The 18,045-nt window shown below is 65.7% G+C and carries 21 protein-coding genes and 1 pseudogene; 4 read left to right on the top strand and 18 right to left on the bottom strand.

Features of this window, described 5'->3' with window-relative positions; all coding sequences use genetic code 11:
* Positions 1-105: 105 nt before the first annotated feature.
* The 7 genes from BMI91_RS00865 to BMI91_RS00835 form a co-directional block, all read right to left on the bottom strand.
* Positions 106-1,104, bottom strand: a complete 999-nt coding sequence (locus tag BMI91_RS00865; RefSeq protein ID WP_078603667.1) for a hypothetical protein — start codon at positions 1,102-1,104, stop codon at positions 106-108.
* Entirely contained in the window at positions 1,101-1,799 is a 699-nt protein-coding gene (locus tag BMI91_RS00860) for an ABC transporter ATP-binding protein (protein ID WP_078599161.1), read from the bottom strand. The genes BMI91_RS00865 and BMI91_RS00860 overlap by 4 nt, the downstream gene beginning before the upstream one ends.
* A gap of 10 nt (positions 1,800-1,809) precedes the next feature.
* Positions 1,810-2,952, bottom strand: a complete 1,143-nt coding sequence (locus tag BMI91_RS00855) for an ABC transporter permease (protein ID WP_078603666.1) — start codon at positions 2,950-2,952, stop codon at positions 1,810-1,812.
* Complete coding sequence (locus BMI91_RS00850; protein ID WP_078603665.1) at positions 2,949-3,272, bottom strand: hypothetical protein; 324 nt, start codon at positions 3,270-3,272, stop codon at positions 2,949-2,951. The genes BMI91_RS00855 and BMI91_RS00850 overlap by 4 nt, the downstream gene beginning before the upstream one ends.
* Positions 3,272-3,844, bottom strand: coding sequence for a nitrous oxide reductase accessory protein NosL (locus tag BMI91_RS00845; protein WP_244176526.1), 573 nt, complete (start codon positions 3,842-3,844; stop codon positions 3,272-3,274). The genes BMI91_RS00850 and BMI91_RS00845 overlap by 1 nt, the downstream gene beginning before the upstream one ends.
* A 66-nt stretch (positions 3,845-3,910) precedes the next feature.
* Entirely contained in the window at positions 3,911-4,525 is a 615-nt protein-coding gene (locus tag BMI91_RS00840) for a nitrous oxide reductase accessory protein NosL (protein WP_078599157.1), read from the bottom strand.
* 110 nt (positions 4,526-4,635) lie between these two features.
* Positions 4,636-5,151 (bottom strand): DUF2946 family protein, encoded by a 516-nt coding sequence (locus BMI91_RS00835; RefSeq protein WP_078603664.1) that lies wholly within the window; start codon positions 5,149-5,151, stop codon positions 4,636-4,638.
* Between the two features lie 348 nt (positions 5,152-5,499).
* On the opposite strand from BMI91_RS00835, the pseudogene BMI91_RS00830 reads away from it, so the two are divergent.
* A pseudogene (locus BMI91_RS00830) lies at positions 5,500-5,777 on the top strand (LLM class flavin-dependent oxidoreductase); the annotation flags it as partial.
* Positions 5,777-6,667 carry an aldo/keto reductase gene (locus BMI91_RS00825; protein WP_078603663.1) on the top strand — a complete coding sequence of 297 codons (891 nt, stop codon included), beginning with the start codon at positions 5,777-5,779 and terminating at the stop codon, positions 6,665-6,667. The pseudogene BMI91_RS00830 and the gene BMI91_RS00825, both read left to right, overlap by 1 nt.
* Before the next feature lie 73 nt (positions 6,668-6,740).
* Here the strand turns inward: BMI91_RS00825 and BMI91_RS00820 are convergent, their stop codons facing one another.
* The 7 genes from BMI91_RS00820 to BMI91_RS00790 form a co-directional block, all read right to left on the bottom strand.
* Positions 6,741-6,977, bottom strand: coding sequence for a thioredoxin family protein (locus BMI91_RS00820; protein ID WP_078546966.1), 237 nt, complete (start codon positions 6,975-6,977; stop codon positions 6,741-6,743).
* Between the two features lie 11 nt (positions 6,978-6,988).
* A complete protein-coding gene (locus BMI91_RS00815) occupies positions 6,989-8,050 on the bottom strand; it encodes a permease (protein ID WP_078603662.1) in 1,062 nt (353 codons plus the stop codon).
* Positions 8,047-8,337, bottom strand: a complete 291-nt coding sequence (locus tag BMI91_RS00810; RefSeq protein ID WP_078603661.1) for an ArsR/SmtB family transcription factor — start codon at positions 8,335-8,337, stop codon at positions 8,047-8,049. The genes BMI91_RS00815 and BMI91_RS00810 overlap by 4 nt, the downstream gene beginning before the upstream one ends.
* A gap of 254 nt (positions 8,338-8,591) precedes the next feature.
* Positions 8,592-9,362, bottom strand: coding sequence for an SDR family NAD(P)-dependent oxidoreductase (locus BMI91_RS00805; RefSeq protein ID WP_078603660.1), 771 nt, complete (start codon positions 9,360-9,362; stop codon positions 8,592-8,594).
* Positions 9,359-10,297 (bottom strand): SDR family oxidoreductase, encoded by a 939-nt coding sequence (locus BMI91_RS00800; RefSeq protein ID WP_078603659.1) that lies wholly within the window; start codon positions 10,295-10,297, stop codon positions 9,359-9,361. Before BMI91_RS00800 ends, BMI91_RS00805 begins: the two co-directional genes overlap by 4 nt.
* On the bottom strand, positions 10,294-11,196 hold the full coding sequence (locus BMI91_RS00795; protein ID WP_078603658.1) for a bile acid:sodium symporter family protein: 903 nt from the start codon (positions 11,194-11,196) through the stop codon (positions 10,294-10,296). Before BMI91_RS00795 ends, BMI91_RS00800 begins: the two co-directional genes overlap by 4 nt.
* Positions 11,193-12,512, bottom strand: coding sequence for a flavin-containing monooxygenase (locus tag BMI91_RS00790; RefSeq protein ID WP_078603657.1), 1,320 nt, complete (start codon positions 12,510-12,512; stop codon positions 11,193-11,195). Before BMI91_RS00790 ends, BMI91_RS00795 begins: the two co-directional genes overlap by 4 nt.
* 64 nt (positions 12,513-12,576) lie before the next feature.
* Here BMI91_RS00790 and BMI91_RS00785 point away from each other — a divergent pair, with 64 nt between their 5' ends.
* Complete coding sequence (locus tag BMI91_RS00785; RefSeq protein ID WP_208607937.1) at positions 12,577-13,242, top strand: TetR/AcrR family transcriptional regulator; 666 nt, start codon at positions 12,577-12,579, stop codon at positions 13,240-13,242.
* A 4-nt stretch (positions 13,243-13,246) separates the two neighbouring features.
* Positions 13,247-13,987, top strand: a complete 741-nt coding sequence (locus tag BMI91_RS00780; protein WP_078603655.1) for a sulfite exporter TauE/SafE family protein — start codon at positions 13,247-13,249, stop codon at positions 13,985-13,987.
* A 21-nt stretch (positions 13,988-14,008) separates the two neighbouring features.
* Here BMI91_RS00780 and BMI91_RS00775 read toward each other — a convergent pair whose 3' ends face one another.
* From BMI91_RS00775 to BMI91_RS00760, 4 genes are all read right to left on the bottom strand, one after another.
* Complete coding sequence (locus tag BMI91_RS00775; RefSeq protein ID WP_078603654.1) at positions 14,009-15,085, bottom strand: site-2 protease family protein; 1,077 nt, start codon at positions 15,083-15,085, stop codon at positions 14,009-14,011.
* A gap of 151 nt (positions 15,086-15,236) precedes the next feature.
* A complete protein-coding gene (locus BMI91_RS00770; RefSeq protein WP_078603653.1) occupies positions 15,237-15,998 on the bottom strand; it encodes an enoyl-CoA hydratase/isomerase family protein in 762 nt (253 codons plus the stop codon).
* Positions 15,995-17,299, bottom strand: coding sequence for a phenylacetate--CoA ligase family protein (locus tag BMI91_RS00765; RefSeq protein WP_078603652.1), 1,305 nt, complete (start codon positions 17,297-17,299; stop codon positions 15,995-15,997). The genes BMI91_RS00770 and BMI91_RS00765 overlap by 4 nt, the downstream gene beginning before the upstream one ends.
* The gene (locus tag BMI91_RS00760) at positions 17,296-17,973 is read right to left on the bottom strand and encodes a TetR/AcrR family transcriptional regulator (protein ID WP_244176525.1); all 678 of its coding nucleotides are present in this window, start codon (positions 17,971-17,973) and stop codon (positions 17,296-17,298) included. The genes BMI91_RS00765 and BMI91_RS00760 overlap by 4 nt, the downstream gene beginning before the upstream one ends.
* Between the last annotated feature and the right edge of the window lie 72 nt (positions 17,974-18,045).

The following is an 18,045-nucleotide window of genomic DNA, read 5'->3' as shown; positions in this document are numbered from 1 at the left end:
GGTCAGTCCTCCTCCAGTTCGCGTTCCCGCGCTTGGCGCGGTTGCCTTACGACATAGCCCGGCGCGACACTGGCCCAAATCGGGGTCGCCCGCATCGCGGACAGCTTAGCCGAAGAGGATCAGATGCGAGCGCCAGATCACGATCAGGCAGACGATCCCGAAGGTGGCGAACCCGGCCATCGACCAGATCAGCAGCCGCCGCATCAGACCCGGCAACGGCCCCGCCAGCGAGGCGCGCTTTTGAAACGGGCTGAGCGCGCCCGCCCCAAGCCCGGCTGCGGTGGCCAGAAACAGCGGGACATAGAGCGCGTAGCCGACATAGCCGTATTCGGGCTTGAGGATGCAGAACGGGCAATGATGGTTGGGGTTTTCATAGATATAGAGCGAGATCGTGGCGACGATCGCGGTCAGTCCCATCCCGAACATCAGCGCCGAGGCCAGCGCGTAAAGCCCGTAGCCGCGCTTGCGGATCAGCGCCGCAATCCCCGCAGCCAAGCCGATCAGTGCGGTGAGGCCAAGCAGCCAGAGCGCCTGCGCCTCGCCGACGCCCGCCATCTGGTTCGCGAGATTGGGATTGTTCGGCGTGAACAGCTTCGAGCAGCACGAGGTGATCACATCGGTCTGCATGTCGAGGAAATAGCCCAGCTCGACCGCGCCATCGGCAAGGATCAGCGGCGTGATCGCGAGAAGGGCTGCGTATTTCACGCGGGTCAGCGGGTAGTCCCGGCCCAGCCTGTCGGCCCGGTCGAGGATCAGCCAGATCACGGCGGCGAAAAACACGCCGATCTTGAGATAGAGCGCGGGGAAGCCGTAATCGTTCACGTTGAGCGTGCCGACCGCACACATTGCGCCGACGAAGAGCGACGACATCCGGTCGGCATTGAAGACGAAGAGCAAAAGCGCCGCGAGCTCGGCCAGCATGACGGCGGCGAAGAGGGTCGAGACCAACTCGGTCATCCGCTCCATGCGCAGCTGGCGCGCGCCCATATCCGTCAGATCCCAGCGGCGCAGAACGGTGACGGCGAAGCCGCCCGCCCAGAGGGCCGTCAGCGCGGCCAGACCCGCCACCAGCAACAGCGCCATGATCGGCGTTTGAAAGATCATGGCTGCGGCTCCTGCTGGGCAGGGGCATCCTCGATCCGCCCGTCGCGCATCGAAACCACCCGGTCGACGCAGTCCGCGCCCCAGACGCGGGGGTCGTGGCTCGACATGATGACGGTGCGCCCGCGCGCTTTCTCCTCGGCGACGATCTGCAGGAAGGTCTCGGAGAGCGCGCTGTCGAGATTGGCCGTGGGCTCATCCGCGATCAGGATCGGCGGATCGTTGATGAGCGCCCGCGCAATCGCTGCGCGCTGCGCCTCGCCGCCCGAGAGCAACTCGATCCGGGTCTGGGCGCGCGGCCCCAGACCCAGCGCCTCGATCCGGTCCATCGCCCGCGCGCGGAGCTCTCCGAAGGGCTGACCCAGCGGCGCGGCTGGCAGCATCACGTTTTCCAGCACGGTCAGACCGCGCACGAGGTTGAACCGCTGGAAGATGAAGCCGAACCGCTCGCGCCGCAGTTCGGTCTGGAAGTGCTCGGGCAGGCCCGAGACGACCTCGCCGTCGAGGCTGACGCGGCCCGTGGAGGGGCGCGCCATGCAGGCCACGACCGACAGGAGCGAGGATTTTCCCGAGCCCGACGGCCCCTTGAGCACGGTGACGGCCCGGCCCTCGATGCTCAGGTCGATCCCGTCCAGCGCGGTCACGGCATTCGGGCGGCCCGCATTATAGGTCTTGGTCACGGATTGCAGAGTGATCATGGGGGCCTCCTCAGCGCATTACGGCATCGGGATCGGCCGACGCCGTGCGCCAGATCGGCACCACGGTCGCGGCGATATAGGGCAGGGTGGTCAGCAGCGCGAGCGTCAGCAGTTGCAGCCCGTCCACATGCGGGCTCAGCGGGAAATCGGGATAGATCACCGCCCAGCCCTTCAGGATCGGCGCGAAGAGTGGGGCGCCGAAGAAGAACACATGGGCGAAGCCCGCAACGGTGCCGATCAGAAAGGCTGCGAGCGAGATCAGCCCGCCTTCCCACATCTTCATCGCGATCACGTCGCGCGTATTCCAGCCCACAGCCTTGAGGATGCCGATCTCGCGCGCTTCTTCGGCCGAGAGCCCGCTGGCTTTTTCGGCGGCGAAAATGACGAAGGCGAGGATGCCCGCGAACGCCAGCGCCGTCAGCAGCCCCTCGCGCCAGTCGAAGAGTTTCTGATAGGTGCGCGCGATATCGGCGCGGGTCACGAAGCGCATCTGCGGCAGCGCGTTCGAGCCTTTCTGGACGATCGTGGCGACCTCGTTGGGGTTGCGCACGCGGGCCACGACATCGGTGTAGCGGCCTTTGGGTATGTCGAAGAAGTCGCGGAAATCAGCCTCGTTCATCAGCATCAGATCCGAGGTCATCAGCGCGGAATCGCGGCTGAAGGTCTTGGCGACGTCGAATTTCTTCAGATCGCCCTCGTAGCGCGACAGGAAAACCGGCGCGCCTGCCCATTCGAGGCCGCGTGCGCGGGGGATGCCCTCGCCAATCGCGATCTGACCGGGGTCGGGCATCATCTCGGGGTCGTCGGGCACCATGACGGTGTAATTCGCGCCATTGATCCGGTCGTAATAATAGCCCCAGAGCCGGGGATGGGCCTCGGTCACACCGCGGATTGCGGCGATCTCGTCCGCGACCGAACCGTCGATCAGGTCCTGACGGCCCAGCGTGATCTTCTGCACGGTAATCTCGGGCGCGCCCTCGAGCACGGTCGTGGTCTCGAACCGCAGGCTGGCGGCGAAGAACATCGCCGAGGCGAGCACGAAGACCACCACGGAATAGACTGCAATCAAGGCGATATTCTTGCCTTTGCGGCGGGCGAGAGCGGCGAGGGTGAAATCGGCCAGCGCGCGCTGGCGGCGCAGGAATGGGGTCATTTCGCGGCCTCGGGTTGGAAGAGGAGCCAGCCCTGTCCGGGCGTGGCGGGGGACGGCACGAAGGTGCCGGAGGGGAAGTGGTCGAAGCTGCCCGGATGATCCTGAAACGGCGTGTTCAGATCGGCGAGGCTGGGGTTCCGGGTATAGCGCGCCTCGGTAAACAGCGCCGGGTCGGTCAGCCCCAGCCGTGCGACCAATGTGCGTTCTTCGAGCAGGCGGCCGTCGCGATGGGGGCGCGCGAAGACGGGGTAATATAGCTCCACCGCCAGCAGCAGCGTCAGGCAACCGAGCGCCGCGAAAACATAGCTAGAGCGGCGCATCAGAACGGGCCGCCCTGATCGAGCGCGTCGAGCAACTCCGGCGAGACCTCGTCATGGCGTAACAGTTTCTGGCCCTTGTGGTCGCGCATGAAATCCTGCGCATCGACCGCGTTCATCAGCGGCACCAGCTCATGGCCCATCGGCCCCAGAACGTCCGAGCCCACGACATAAAGCGCTTCACGCGCGTCGATCAGCTTGAGCCCGTAATACTCGGTCACGCCCATGCCGGTGATCTGGTCGGCTTTGCGGCCGAGGGCGTATTTCTCCATGTCGAACATGTATTTGAAGTAGTCCTTGGCGCCGTCGAAATGATCGGCATAGCCATCCGCGTAGAGCACGGTGGTGACCCATTCGGGGTATTTGTAAACGAACATGCCGCAGACCGGGCAGGTGTCGCCGGGGCCGGGCGGGGGCAGGTCGAGCGTGGGCGCATCGGCGCGCGCAACACTCAGCCCCGGACCGAGCGAGAGGGTGGCGGCGAGGCCCGCGGCGCGTTTGAGCATCTGGCGGCGTGTCGGGCGCGACAGGGGGCGTGCGGGCGTGCCCCCGTGATGGCAGGAATGGTTGCACATCGTCTTGCAACTCCTTGAAACGTATTCGGAAAGTGGCGGGGCCGCGCGGGCCCCGCCTTGAGGCGATCACTGACCGGCGCGGGCGCGGCGCTCGGCGCGGCGTTTGCGAATGTTGATCGTGTCGCGCGCCATGTCGGCATAGGCCATGACCAGCGCCTCGTCGAAGCTCGCCAGCTTGCCCCCGTCCTTGGCCGCCGCATCCGCCTTGGCCGGGTCGGCATAGGCGTATTTCGACGTGCCGGTCATCGTGCCGGGCTTTTTCGTGTCGATCACGTAGGTCATGTCATCGACCACCGCGAGCGGCTTGACCTTGGCCGTGGCCCCCGCATCGCCCGCGTAGATCGTCTTCGGTCCCGCATCCACGTTCAGCGCGAGGCTGATCGCCGCGCAATGCAGCGAGCAGGTGCCGTCGACCGTGTCGTTGTCATAGACGATCAGGTGGCGCGTCTGGCTGAACATCTGCCGCATCATGCCGCAATAGGGGCAGCGGGGATATTTCTCGAACTCGTTCTCGAGCGGCGCGGTGTCGGTCTTGAGAAAGCGGGTCAGCCCGTTCTGGTCGGTCCAGTCCATCGGCGACATCGGCATGCCGTCCATCGGTTTCATATCCTCGGCAGCTGCGCCGGAGGCCACCAGCGCGAGGCCGGTCGAAGAGGTCAGAAGAAAGTCGCGTCGTTTCATTGGGATCATCCTGTCATATCGCAACGCACCGCCATCGAGAGACGGGCGCAGTCGCGAGCCATGTGTCTGGTTTGGAAAAGGCACGTCCGGATCGACGTGCAGGGACGCACTCAGACGACAGGAGGGGCGCGGGCGTGCCGGAAACGGGGCGCGGTCTGCACCGGGAGAGAGAGCCGCTCAAGGGACGCGTGGAGCGGGGCGATCTCGCGGTCGAGACGGGCCGGAGTGACGATCGTGTCGGGGGCTTCAAACGCGCAGACCGAGGCCGAGCCGCAGACCGCGCATTGGCTGTGGACCTGACCGGTGGGCGCGGTCTGGCCGGGCAGGGGCGCGGCCCCATCCGGCGCGGCGACCGTTTCGCCCTGCGGGGTCATGTAGACGATGCCCTCGCCGGTACAGATCTGCAGCAGCCCCATCTGCGCGCCGGGCGCGGCCCGGCCGGTAGCGGCGATGGCGGCAGCGCCCAGATGATCGGTCAGCAGGACGACCTGCAGCAGGATCGCGACGAGCGCGGTCAGCAGCGCCGATTGCGCGCGGCGCAATCCAGCGAAGCGCGGCGCGTGCAGGCGCGGGCCGCGGTCGATCTTGCCGTCAAAGGCTCTGGAGGCGCGTTGGGGTCGGGTCATCACTCAAGCTCGTATCACATGAGGGTGAGCCGAGAATTGATCCGCGTCAAACGCTTGAGGGGTGACTCAGCGTCGCAGTGTCGCGCGCCCAGAGCGCAGGAGGCCAGGCCATGGCCCGGCCTGACCCTGTGCCCTCAGGCCCCGCGCCGCCAAGGCTGCGCGGGGAAGTGCACGGCCTCCCCGGTCTCGATCGAGCGCTGCACCGGGTCTTTCGGGTTCCGCTGCGATATCTCGACACAGCAACTCGGAAACCTGATGATCGGTCGGCAGGCCGGTGCGCTATCAAGCAGGTTGCTTACTTCAGTTGAGTCGAAAAGGAACCGCGAGGGAGAGACGCATGACTGCAGTGCGGATGAGAACGGCTATGTCGCGCCGAACCTTTGGACCGGGGTGGGGCGCGCGCTCCGGCTGCGGTGCGGCGCTGGTGGACTCTCCCGATCAAGTGCTCTCGAAGCTCAAAGAATACCGCGAGATGGGCATTCGCGCCTTCATCTTGTAGGGCTATCCGCATATCGACGAGGCACGCCAGTTCGGCCGTCTTGTGATGCCGCATCTCGACACGGTCTCGCTGCCCGAAATCTATGGGACCGCCCGCAACACCGCTCGCAGAAGGGAAACGCCGCTAATGGAAAAGATCGACCTTACCTCGGATGTCGCGCTCAGCCGGATCGTCTATGGCATGTGGCGGCTCGCCGATGATGCCGACACCTCGCCCGCCCATGTGCGCGCCAAGATCGACGCCTGTCTGGAGCAGGGGATCACCACCTTCGACCATGCCGACATCTACGGTGGCTATACGGCGGAGGGGGTCTTCGGCGCGGCGATGCGCGAGGACCCGTCGCTGCGCGATCAGATGGAGATCGTCACGAAATGCGACATCATCGTCTCGGCAGGCCGTCATTCGCATCGCAAGGTGAAGCATTACGACACCTCGCGCGCGCATATCGAAGCCTCGGTCGAGGCTTCGCTGCGGGAATTGGCCACCGACCGGATCGACCTGCTGCTGATCCACCGCCCCGATCCGCTGATGGACCATCACGAGACGGGAGCGGTGCTCGACGATCTCGTGGCGTCCGGCAAGGTGCGCGCGGTCGGCGTGTCAAACTTCCGCCCGTGGGATTGGGAGCTGCTGCAATCGGGGATGAAGACGCCGCTGGTGACGAACCAGATCGAGATCAGCCTTGGCTGCCTGCAGCCCTTCACCAATGGCGATCTGGCCTTCCATCAGCGGCAGGCGCAGCCGGTGATGGCGTGGTCGCCACTGTGCGGCGGCGCGTTGATGACGGGCGAGGGGCCGGTGCAAAGCGTTCTCGACGAGATCGCCGAGGCGCAGGGCGTGGACCGTGCCGCCGTCGCGACGGCTTTCCTGCTGGCGCATCCCGCGCGGATCATCCCGGTGATGGGCACCAACAATCTCGAGCGGATCGCGAAGCTTTCCGATGCTTTGAAGGTTCAGATCGACAGGGAGACGTGGTTCCGCCTCTACGAGGCCGGGCTCGGTCAGCCGGTCCCATGATGGACGCAATGCTCTAATTTACCCCGCGCCACCCGGCGCGGGGTCTTCTTTTTCGGGAGGGTTAAGTGACCCCTCAGGCCGACAGCCAACCCTCGAGCTTTCCGCTATCCGGCAGGCCGCCCGTATGGACGAGCTTCCCGTCGACCGAGACACCGGGGGTCGACATCACGCCCGCCATGGCGATTGCGCGGGGGTCGGTCACCTTCTCGACCGAGACCTCGATGCCGAGCTTGGCGGCCGCTTCCTTGACCATCTCCTCGGTCTTTTCGCAGCGCTTGCAGCCGGGGCCGTAAACCTTGACGTCCTTCATCTCTTTTCTCCTTAGAACAATGCGTTGAACAGGAAGCCGACGGCGAGGATGCCGCTGGCGACGACCCCGATGAACACAGCGATCAGGCGCAGTTTGAGAACCTGACGGAGGATGATCATCTCGGGCATGGAGAGCGCGATCACCGACATCATGAAGGCGAGAACCGTGCCGAGCGCCGCGCCCTTGCCCAGAAGCGCCTCGACGATCGGGATGACGCCGGCGGCGTTGGTGTACATCGGCACGCCCATCAGTACGGCGGCCGGCACCGACCACCACGTGCCCGAGCCCATGATGCGCACCATCAGATCTTGCGGCACATAGCCGTGGATCAGCGCGCCCATGGCGATCCCGACGATGATCCAGATCCAGACCTTGGCGAAGATCTCGCGTACGGCCTCGAGGCCCAGGCGATAGCGGTCGGTCATACTCAGATCGTCGCTCTCGGCCGCGCCCGGCGTCGTCGCGCCGGAATGGATGTCGCGCACCCAGTCCTGCAGCCAGCCCTCGACATGGAGTCTGCCGATCACCCAGCCCGCGACGATCGCGATGGCGAGGCCGAAGCCGAGATAGACCAGCGCCACGGGCCAGCCGACGAGGCCGACCAGCAGGATCAGCGCCACTTCGTTGACCATCGGGGCGGCGATCAGGAAGGAGAAGGTGACGCCCAGCGGGATGCCCGCGGAGACGAAGCCGATGAACAGCGGCACCGCCGAGCAGGAGCAGAACGGGGTCAAGACGCCCAAGCCCGCCGCCATCACGTTGCCGACGCCCTCGCGCTTGCCCGACAGAAGCGCGCGGGTCTTTTCGGGGCTGAAGAAGCTGCGCACGACCCCCATCGCGAAGACGATCAGGGTGAGCAGCATCATCACTTTCGGCACGTCGTAGAAGAAGAAGGCCAGCGCTTCGCCGGTATGGGTGTCGCGGGCGACTGGCAGCAGCGAAACGATCCATTCGGAGAGTGCCGGGAGCTGGTGGTAGACCACCCACCAAGCGACGAGACCTGCCGCGACGACTGCACTCCACGCCCAGCCGGGCATCCCGCCATGCGGGGTTTCATGCTGTGTCACACTCATGCCGCGGTCCTTTCCGTGTTGGCGCTGGCTTTCATGACCGCGCTCAGAATCTGCTGGATTTCCGGGGAGAGGTCGGGGTTCACCCGATACCGGACCCATTGCGCATCGCGCCGGTCGACCACCAGCCCGGCGGCTTTCAGCACGCTCATATGGCGCGACATGCGCGACTGGGTGGCATCGAGACGCGCCATCAACTCGCAGGCGCAATGCTCGCCCCCGTCATGCAAAAGCTGCATCGCCCCCAGCCGGGTGGGTTCGGCAAGCGCGGAAAGAACAGTCACGATCATCGGTGCCTCCATTTCTACATTCGCATATGCGCATTCGCGCAAATGGAGTCAACGCGCCCGAGGTGGAGCATTCGGTCGCACCCGTCCTCCGGGGGGGGGCGGAAATCTATCGAAGAGAGTGAGCGCATCACGGGCCTCCGACCTTCACGGGATCGGGGCCAGATTAGCGCTGAGGGGACGAGTCGCTTCAATGCGCTCGATCAAGTCGGGTGCGATTTTTCGCGGTCTTTAGCGAAAGGCCATCGTGCCGGTCGTCAGGATTGGCCCTTCGCGATGTTACGCTCCATCAGCCGCTGGAACAGCCGGGGCGAGGCGCGGTTGATCCACCACGCGAGCCGCGCGACGCGGCCCACCGGGATCATCGGGCGGCCGCGCTTCAGCCCAGTAAGGATCACCTGTGCGGCAGCCTCGGGCGTCATGTAATCCACTCCGTCCGCAGCCGCACCGGGGCGCGTGATGCCGTCCGATTGCCGCTCGGCCCGGTCGATATTGGTCGCCACGAAGGACGGCGCCGCGATCTGCACGCGCACGCCATGCGGCGCTTCCTCCGAACGAAGCGACTTGAAGAACCCTTCCAGTGCATGTTTCGACGCTGCATAGGCCATGCGGTGGTAGAGCGGCGAAAACCCCGCGACCGAGGAAATCGCCAGATGCGTGCCGTGGCTTTCGCGGAGCGGTTCGAGGAACTGCCGCGCCATCGCGGTCGCCGCGAAATAGTTGATCTCGAAGACCTTGCGATGCGCGGCCTCGGTCAGCTCGGAGAACGGCCCGATTTGGGTGACGCCCGCATTATAGATCACCAGATCGATGCGGGGATAGCGCGCGCGGATATCGGCGCAGGCGCTGGCAAGCTGATCCGCGTCGGTCAGATCGCAGGCGATCGCCTCTTCGTTCGGCGCGGCGGTAAGGCCCGAAATATCCCGGTCGAGCAGCACGACCTGCCAGCCCTCGGCGCGCAGCCCCGCCGAGAGCGCCTGCCCAAGCCCCCCGGCGCCGCCCGAGATTACCGCAACCCGCGTGCTCATAGCCCGGCCTCGCGCGCCCAGAGATCGAAGACTTCCGCGCTGGTCAGCTCGGGCGTGTAGCCGAAGACCTCCTTCAGCGCGTCATTGGCCAGCACGGGGCGGTATTGCAGGAAGCGCACCTGCTCGGGTCCGTAGCGGCTCAGCCCAAGCGGATGGGCGATGGCTAGCGCCGCCTTGATGCCAAGCGCGGGCAAGCGGCGCACAGGTTTGCCAAGACGCCGCGCGAGATCGCTGACGCCGAGCGCGCCGTCGCCCGCGACGTTGAAGATTCCGGGCGGCCCATCGGTCGCAGCGCGGATCAGGATGCGCGCGAGATCGCGGGTCCAGATGAAGACGAAGGGGCTCTCGCACCCCCTCAGCGCGAGCAGGCGCGGCTTGCGAAAAAGCGCTGTGATCTGGTTGTCCGTGCCCTTGCCCAGAACGGTGCCGACCCGCAGCACGACCTGTTCGAGGGCCGGGTGGGCGGTGCGCGCCTCGGCCAGCATCTCCTCGACCAGCCGCTTGTGATCGGCATAGGCGAACTCGGGATTGCCGCGCACCGGATCGCTCTCGCGCAGCGGCACAGGATTGTCGGCGTGATAGCCATAGGCCGCGCCCGAGGAGGTCACGACGAGCCGCCGAACCCCGACCGAAAGCGCCGCCTCCAGCACCTTGCGCGTGCCCTCCACATCGACCCGGTAGGCCAGCTCGCGCCCCATGCCGGGGCCCGGCGTCACAATGGAAGCGAGATGCACGATCACCTCGGGCCGTTCGCGCGCGATCACCTTGGCGGGGGCGTCGGTGGTCACATCCATCGCCACGAAGCGCACGGCTTCGGGCAGGGTGTCGGGGGCCGCCAGATCGGTCGCGATGACCTCATGGCCGCTCTCAGACAGCTCTGCGGTCAGCACGCGGCCGATCATGCCGCCCGCACCGGTAATCAGGATCCGGGTCATCGCGCGGCCTCCTTTCGTCTCATGATGGTTGAGATCGCGAAGCCCGCGATGATGTGCCAGATGCCCCAGAAGGCCGCGACGATCGCCATGCCGCCCAGGCCCCCGAAGAAGGCGAAGATCAGCACGAGGCCGAGGCCGGAATTCTGGATGCCGGTCTCGATGGTGATCGCGCGCCGGTCGAAGGGCGACAGCCGCGCTAGCGTCGCGGTGCCATAGCCGCCCGCGAAGGCCAGCGCGTTGTGCATCACGACCATCCCCGCGATCAGCCCGACGAATTGCACGAAATACTGCCAATTGGCGCTGAGCGAGAGCGCGACGAAGGCCACGAAAATCGCCATCGAAATCCATTTCAGCGGATCGCGAAGGCGCGTCGTCAGATCGTAGCGGTAGTGGTTCAGCGCGATCCCGGCGATCAGCGGTAAGAGCAGCATGACACCGACGGTGATCGCCACGCTTACCGGGTCGATATGGGTCTCGTGCAGCAGCGCCCGCGTCGGGGCGTACAGGCTTCCCCAGAAGGCGATATTGAGCGGCGTCAGCACGATTGCCGCCACCGTGGCGAAGGCGGTCAGCGAGACCGAGAGCGCCGTGTTCCCACCCGCCCGATGGGTGAAGAAGTTCGAGACATTCCCGCCCGGGCAGGCCGCCACGAGGATCAGCCCCAGTGCGATCGACGGGCTGGGCTGCAGCGCCAGCACCAGCCCGAAGGTGAGCGCGGGCAGCACCAGAAATTGCGACGTGAACCCGACGATCAGCGCCCAGGGCCTGCGCACCAGCGGGCGGAAATCGCGTGGGGAGAGGTCGATCGCGACCGAGAACATGACGATGCCGAGGATCGCGTTGAGCAGATGCAGGGCGCCGGGGCTGAAATTCAGCCGAACCGCGTCGAGCCCCGTCATGCCGCCGCCTTCCCGCCGAGCGCCTTGATCCAGCCGGTGACCGCCTTGCGATAGGTCGCCTTGTCCACGTAATAGGCCATCCGCGCGAGCTTGAGATAGGCCATGCCGCCGGTCGCGCGCTCGAACCCTTCGGCCTTCTTCGCCTGCAGGCGCTTCGCGGCCTCCGAGCCATCGTGCAGCCCGCGAATGTAGCGCGCCACCATCTCGGCCTGTTCGTGGCGACCCTGCCAGCCAAGCCCGCTCGCCTCCAGCATGCCCAGCACGAAGAGATCGTCGCGCTTCGGGTGCATCGCGTTCAGGTACAGATGCGGCGCATCGCCTTGCCAGTTCAGCAGCTCCGGCGCGATGAACGGGTAATGCAGCTTGTAGCCGGTGGCCGCGAGGATCATGTCATACTCGGCCTGCGTGCCATCCTTGAAATGCACCGTGTGACCGTCGAGCCGCTCGATATCGGGGCGCACTTTCAGATCGCCGTGGCCTGCGTGGAACAGAACCAGCGAGTTCACGATCGGATGGCTCTCGTAGAGTTTGTAGTCGGGCTTGGGGAACCCGTATTTCTGCGGATCGCCGACGAACCATTTCAGCAGCGCGCCGTCGATCTTGCGCTTGAGCCACATCGGCAGCTTGATCGCCCCGCCCAGCGTATCGGCGGGTTTGCCGAAGACGTATTTCGGCACGAAGTAATAGCCGCGCCGCATCGAAAGATCGCAGCTCTTGCCGTGGTGGATCGCGTCCACCGCGATGTCGCAGCCAGAATTGCCCGCGCCCACGACGAGCACGCGCTTGCCTTTGAATTGCGAGGGGTCGCGATAGGCCGAAGAATGGATCAGCTCGCCGTCGAACTGGCCGGGGAAGTCCGGCATGTTCGGCTCGGAAAGCGTGCCATTGGCAATCAAGACGCCCGCATAGACCTCCGAATGCTCGCCCTCGCCATCGCGCCAGCTGACCCGCCAGCCTTCGCCATCGCCGCCCAGCGGTTCAAGTTTCGTCACCTCGGCGCCGAAACGGTAATGGCGGCGAATGTCGAAATGATCGGCGAAATCGCGGAAATACTGCGCCATCTCGCGGTGACTGGGATATTCGGCCACCTCCTCGCGCATCGGAAAATCGGTGAATTCCGTCATCCGTTTCGAGGAAATCAGATGCGCGCTTTCATACATCGTCGAATGCGCACCCTCGATATCCCAGAGCCCGCCCACATCGCTGTGCAGCTCGAAGCCCTGATAGTCCACTCCCTGTTCGCCCAGCACCTTGGCCGCGGCCAGACCCATCGGGCCCGCGCCGATCAGGGCGAACGTGCCCCTCGTATTTGTCATGTTGCGTCTCCTCCCAGACATTCTTAAATTGAACCATTGTTCAAAATAAGCAAGCCCCGATCTGATGACGAAAAAGACGACCGAGAAACAACGACTTAGAGCGCCCTCGAAGCGCTCCATCGCGAGTCGTTCACGGATTCTCGATGCGGCGGAAACGGTGTTCGCGCGGGATGGATTCGAGGGCGCGAAGGTGCGCGACATCGCCGCGCTGGCCGAGGTGCCGCTGGGTCTGGTGAACCATCACGGAGGCTCGAAAGAGGCGCTGTTTCGCGAAGTTGTGGAGCGGCGCGCCGAAGAGCTGGCGCGTCTGCGTCTGGAAGCTCTGGCGCAGGCGAAGGGGCAGGGGGCGCTTGACTTGACGGCGATCCTCGGCTGTTTCTTCCGACCCTATCTGGCGAAGGCGGCGGGCAGCGATCCGCAATGGCTGGCCTATGCGCGGCTCGTGGCGATGGTCTCTGCCGATCCGGCCTGGGCGGATATCTCGACCGATCTGTTCGACCCGACCGCGCAGCGCTTCATGGACGAGATCTGCGCGCTGCATCCCAAGGTCAGCCGGGCGGTCGTCGCCGAAGGTTTCGTCTATTCGGTCGCAGCCCTTCTGGCCTTCCTGACCTCGGAATGGCGGATCGCGGCGCTGGCCTCGCAGTCAGATGCGCAAGCCTCCGTCGAGGGGCTGGTCGCCTTCTGCGCGGCAGGCTGTGCGGCGCGCATCGCGCAGGCCGAGACGTGACCGGATGCTGAGCACAACGACCCTGCTGGTCATCACCGCCGTGTTCTTCTCGGCTTTCTTGCGCGGCATCGCGGGGTTCGGCTTCGCGCTGGCCGCGGTCCCGATCGTCTCGCTGATGGTGCCGCCGATCGAGGCGGTGACGCTGGCGGTGCTGCTGCAGGTCGTGGTCGGGTGCCGCGATCTTTTCACCCTGCACGGGCATGTGCACAAACCCTCGCTCGCGCGGCTGTCGCTGGGCGCGATTGTGGGCACTCCGGTCGGGATTTTCGCGCTCACCGCCGTCAGCGCCGATGCCGCGCGGGTGATGATCGCGCTCGCCGTGCTGGCGGGGCTGGCGCTGCTGTTGCGCTACAAGCCTGCGCGCCCGCATCCCCATGGTGGGCTCGCGCTGTTGGCGGGCGTGGCCTCGGGAGCGTTTTCCGGACTGGCCGCGATGCCGGGGCCGCCTGCGGTGGCCTATTATCTGGGCGCGGGCACCACGGCGGTGCAGACGCGGGCCTCTTTGCTTCTGTTCTTCTTCGTGGCCTCGCTGCTGGCCACGCCGGGACTGATCTGGGCGGGCGCGGTGAATGGCGATGCGCTCTGGCTGACGCTGGTCTCGGTGCCCGCGCTGGCTCTGGGGACATGGGCGGGCACGGCTGCCTTCGCGCGGCTCGACAACACGCAGTACCGGACGATCGCCATCGTGGTCATGGCGATTTCGGCGGTGCTGGCAGGCTGGCGGGGGCTGTCGGTCTATCTCTAGGGCCGAGAGCGAGCGCCCGTCTTAGCTGCCGCGGGCGAGGATGAACCACTCGCCGATATTCTCGCGATTGATGAAGCCCACGAAATTGCCGGTCTTGCCGATCACCGCCACGGCCGGAATACGCCCTTTCGCGAACGCGTCGAGCACTTCGTCCATCCCCGTCTTCAGTGACACGACGGGCACATTGTCGAACATGATCTCGGAAACGGGGCGCTGGCGGAATTCAGGGTCGGGCCGGGCCAACACGCTCTCGCGGGTGACGAAGCCGACGAACTGTCCCGCCGGTGTGAGCACGGGGAACTCCGATTGCGAGCTGTGCAGGATCGCCTGTGCGGCGGTGTCGAGCGTATCGTCCGGCGTCAGCGACACGAAGGAGGTGATGACCGCGTCCCGCGCGGCCGAACGATGGGCCAGACCACGCATCGCCGCATCCGAGCTTTCCGCCCCGGCCGCGAAGAAGATGAACGCCGCGATCAGTACGAGGATCGGGTTGCCGCTCGTCAGCCCCCAATAGGCAAAGAGCACGGCGATGACCTGCCCGGTGCGCGCCGCGACCTGCGTGGCTTTCACCCGGTCCATGAACATCGCAAGTGCCGCGCGAAACACCCGTCCGCCATCCATCGGGAAGGCGGGGATCAGGTTGAACGCTACGAGAAGCGCGTTCACTAGCGCGAGCCGCCCCCAGAAGCTTTGGCCTGGATTGTCGAGCGATTGCAGGTCGCTCAGCCAGCCGCTGCCGCCAAGGAAGATCGTCAGGATCAGGAAGATCACCACATTGACCGCAGGACCTGCCACCGCGATCAGGATTTCCTGCTTGGGGTTTTCCGGGATCCGCTCCAGCCGCGCCAGCCCGCCGATCGGCAGAAGGGTGATGTCGGGGGTGCGCACGCCGAACCGGGCCGCCATCGTCGCATGGCCGAATTCGTGCAGCACGACACAGGCGAAGACCGACAGGATGAAGAGCATGTTGATCAGCGCCGCCTGCGGCCCGTCCGCCGCCCAGGCCGAGGCGGTGATCCAGATGATCAGCAGGACGAAGGTGACATGCACCTTGAGAACCGTGCCGCCGATCTTGCCGATTGAATAGGACCAGCTCATGTCATCCCTCTCTTTCCGCCGTGCGGTTGCCCCGAAAGCGGGGCGCGACACACGGATGTCCGCCGCCCTCAATCTGACCCTTCGCTCCGGTCACCACAAGCAAGCAATCCCAATAAGTGACGGGGTTTGAAAAAGCTTCTGCTCGCGCAGATCAGAACTCGGTCACGCGCCGCGTCGTCTCCGGGTCGAGGAAACCCGCGACCGTGGCATCGGTCTCGAGCTCCAGCGCCCGGTGCAGGTCCGGCACCGCGGCGTGATTGAGAACGCGTTTCATCGCGCGCACCGACAGGACGGGAAGATCGGCGAGGCGTTCGGCGGTCTGGACGGCCACCGCGATCAGCGCGGCATCGTCGACCACATTCCAGGCCAATCCGATCTCGCCCATGTCCTGCGCCGAATACCGGTCGCCGAAGATCAGCATCTCGCGCGCCTTGTTCAGCCCGACCAGCGCGGGCAGGAGCGAGGTGACGGCCCCGGTGACGAAGAGGTTCAGCGAGACCTCGGGGAAGAAGCCCTTGGCGCTTTCGGCCCAGATCGGGAAGTCGCAATTGATTGCCCATTCCAAGCCGCCGCCGACGGCCCAGCCGTTGATCGCGCCGACCACCGGCTTCGCGCCCAGCGTAATCGCGTGGGTCGCGCGCTGGATCGCGTGCACGATCTCGCGCGCCTCTTCCTCGGTCTCGGGATGGGTATGGGCCTTGCGGTCGTCGCCCGCGCAAAACGCTTTGCCCGCCCCGGTGAAGATGATCACCTTGGTGGCCGGGTCGGCATTGGCGTCCTCAAAGGCGCGCGCGACATCGGCGACCAGCTGACGGTTCATCGCGTTGAGACGCTCAGGGCGGTTGAGGGTGATGGTGCGCACGCCCTTGGCGCCAAGCTGGCTCAGGACGGTGTCGTAGCTGAAATGGCTCATTGGAAACTCCGGATGACGCGTTTGGTCTTGCCCTCGGTGCGCGGGAAGCTGTGGGCCGGGAGCAGGGTGACGCTCGCCGTTGCACCCAGTTTCGACTTGATCCGTTGCTCTACCTTGCGCGCCAGATCGGGCGTCGCGTGCACGCCTTCCGCCAGTTCGGCGCTGACCGGCAGCGTGTCATAGGGCGGGGGCGTGTCGAGCGTGATGCGGTAGTCGCCCGAAAGCTCGGGGATCTCGTTGAGCACGGCGGCGACCATCGAGGGGAACATGTTGAGGCCCCGCACGACCACCATGTCATCGGAGCGCCCGACGACCGAGAAACGAAACCCGGTGCAGCCGCAGGCGCAGGGCTCGGTCTCGCCGATGGTGATGATGTCGCCCGTGCGGAACCGCACCAGCGGCTGGCAGTCGCGCACGAGGTGGGTCAGAACCAATTCGCCGCGCGCCCCGGCCTCCAGCGGGATCGGCGCGTCGGTATCGGGGTCGATCAGCTCGGGATGCAGCACGTCGGCGGCCATGAAATGCAGCTTCGTGTCATGCGGGCATTCCGCCGCGAAGTTCGAGAAGACGTCCGAGACGCCGTAATTCGCGTTGCGCGGCTCCATCCCCCAGGTCTCGCGCAGGCGGGCGCGGAAGGCGGGGTCGTCGAGCCCCGGCTCGCCCCCGAACAGACCCAGCTTGAGGCCCAGATCGCGCGGCGTCAGTCCGGGATGTTTCTCGGCGATGACCCGTTCGAGCACGGACGGATAGGAGGGCGTGCAGGAAATCGCGGTGATGCCGACCTCGCGGATCGTCTGGATCAGCAGCTCGGTCGAGCCGACGCCGAACGGCACGACCAGTGCGCCCGTCGCCTCCAGCGTCATGTGATCGGTCAGCCCGCCCATCCACATCTGGTAATTCAGGCAATGCACCACCGTATGCTCGGGCGTCAGCCCCGCAGAGCGGTGACAGCGCCCGCCGACCTCCTGCGTCACCAACGCGTCGCGGGCCGACAGGGCGAGGTTCATCGCCTGACCGGTGGTGCCAGACGTCCGATGCAGGCGGTTGGCGGTGCTGCGCGTGGCGGCGAGGTAGTCGCCGAAGGGCGGATGCTCGGCCTGCGAGATCCGCAGTTGCGATTTGTCCGAGAGAGGCAATTCGGGCAGGTCTCGCAGATCTTCGGGCGGCCCGCGTCCCTGCCAGAGCCTTTGGTAGAAGGCAGAATGCGCGGCGACATGGGCGCGCTGAGCCTGCCAGCGGCGTTCGATCTCGGGCTGCAGCTCCGCGCGGGAGAGTTTTTCGGCGCGAGGAATGGTGCTCATGCCGTCATCCCCCGGTCCCAGAGCAGCGAGAGCGTCTCCAGCACCGCATCGCGATCCTGCGATATCTCTATCACGGCCGGGTCCTTCGCCAGCAGAAGGTTGGAGAGGTATTGGTCGACCATGCCCCCCAGCGCATAGGCGCGGCGCAGCAATTCGTCGTGCGGGGGTGCCGTCTTGCCCTCCTGCCGCTGCCTGCGTTCCACGGAGGCGACCACCGCCTCGATCCATTCCCGGTTCAGCGTCTGAAACGCCGCCTGCGCCTCGGGGAAGCCGTCGGTCGGGTGGATCAAGCTGCGCATCAAACCGCTATTTTGTTCGAACAGGCGGAGATAGGCGCGGGTCGCCGCGCGCGGCGCATCATGGCCCTCGCGCTCGCTCGCCGCTCTCATCGCCAGTTGGAGGAAGGCCACGAAGTCGCGCAACAGGCTGTCGAGCAGGGCGTTACGATCCTTGAAGTAAAGGTAAAACGTGCCGTTCGAGACGCCGGCTTCCTTGCAGATTTCCGCGACGGTCAGGCCCTGCGGCCCGCTGTCCTGCAAAACCTTGCAGGCGGCAATCTGCAGCTGGGCGCGGGTGCGCTCTCCCTTCGGGCGTCCGGCGCTGGTCGTGGCAAGATGCTCCGGAAAAGAGAACACGGCGGCGTCCTGCGACGCATTTGCGAGAGTGGGGGACACGTTCCGGCTCCCAAAAAATGAAACTGACGTCAGTTTTATATTTAGGGAAGACCAACCCGTCAACGCTGACGT

The organism is Thioclava sediminum, assembly GCF_002020355.1.
Taxonomy (GTDB): Bacteria; Pseudomonadota; Alphaproteobacteria; order Rhodobacterales; family Rhodobacteraceae; genus Thioclava; species Thioclava sediminum.
Note: the sequence above shows the minus strand (reverse complement) of the source record. Positions and strands in the feature narration are given on the sequence as shown.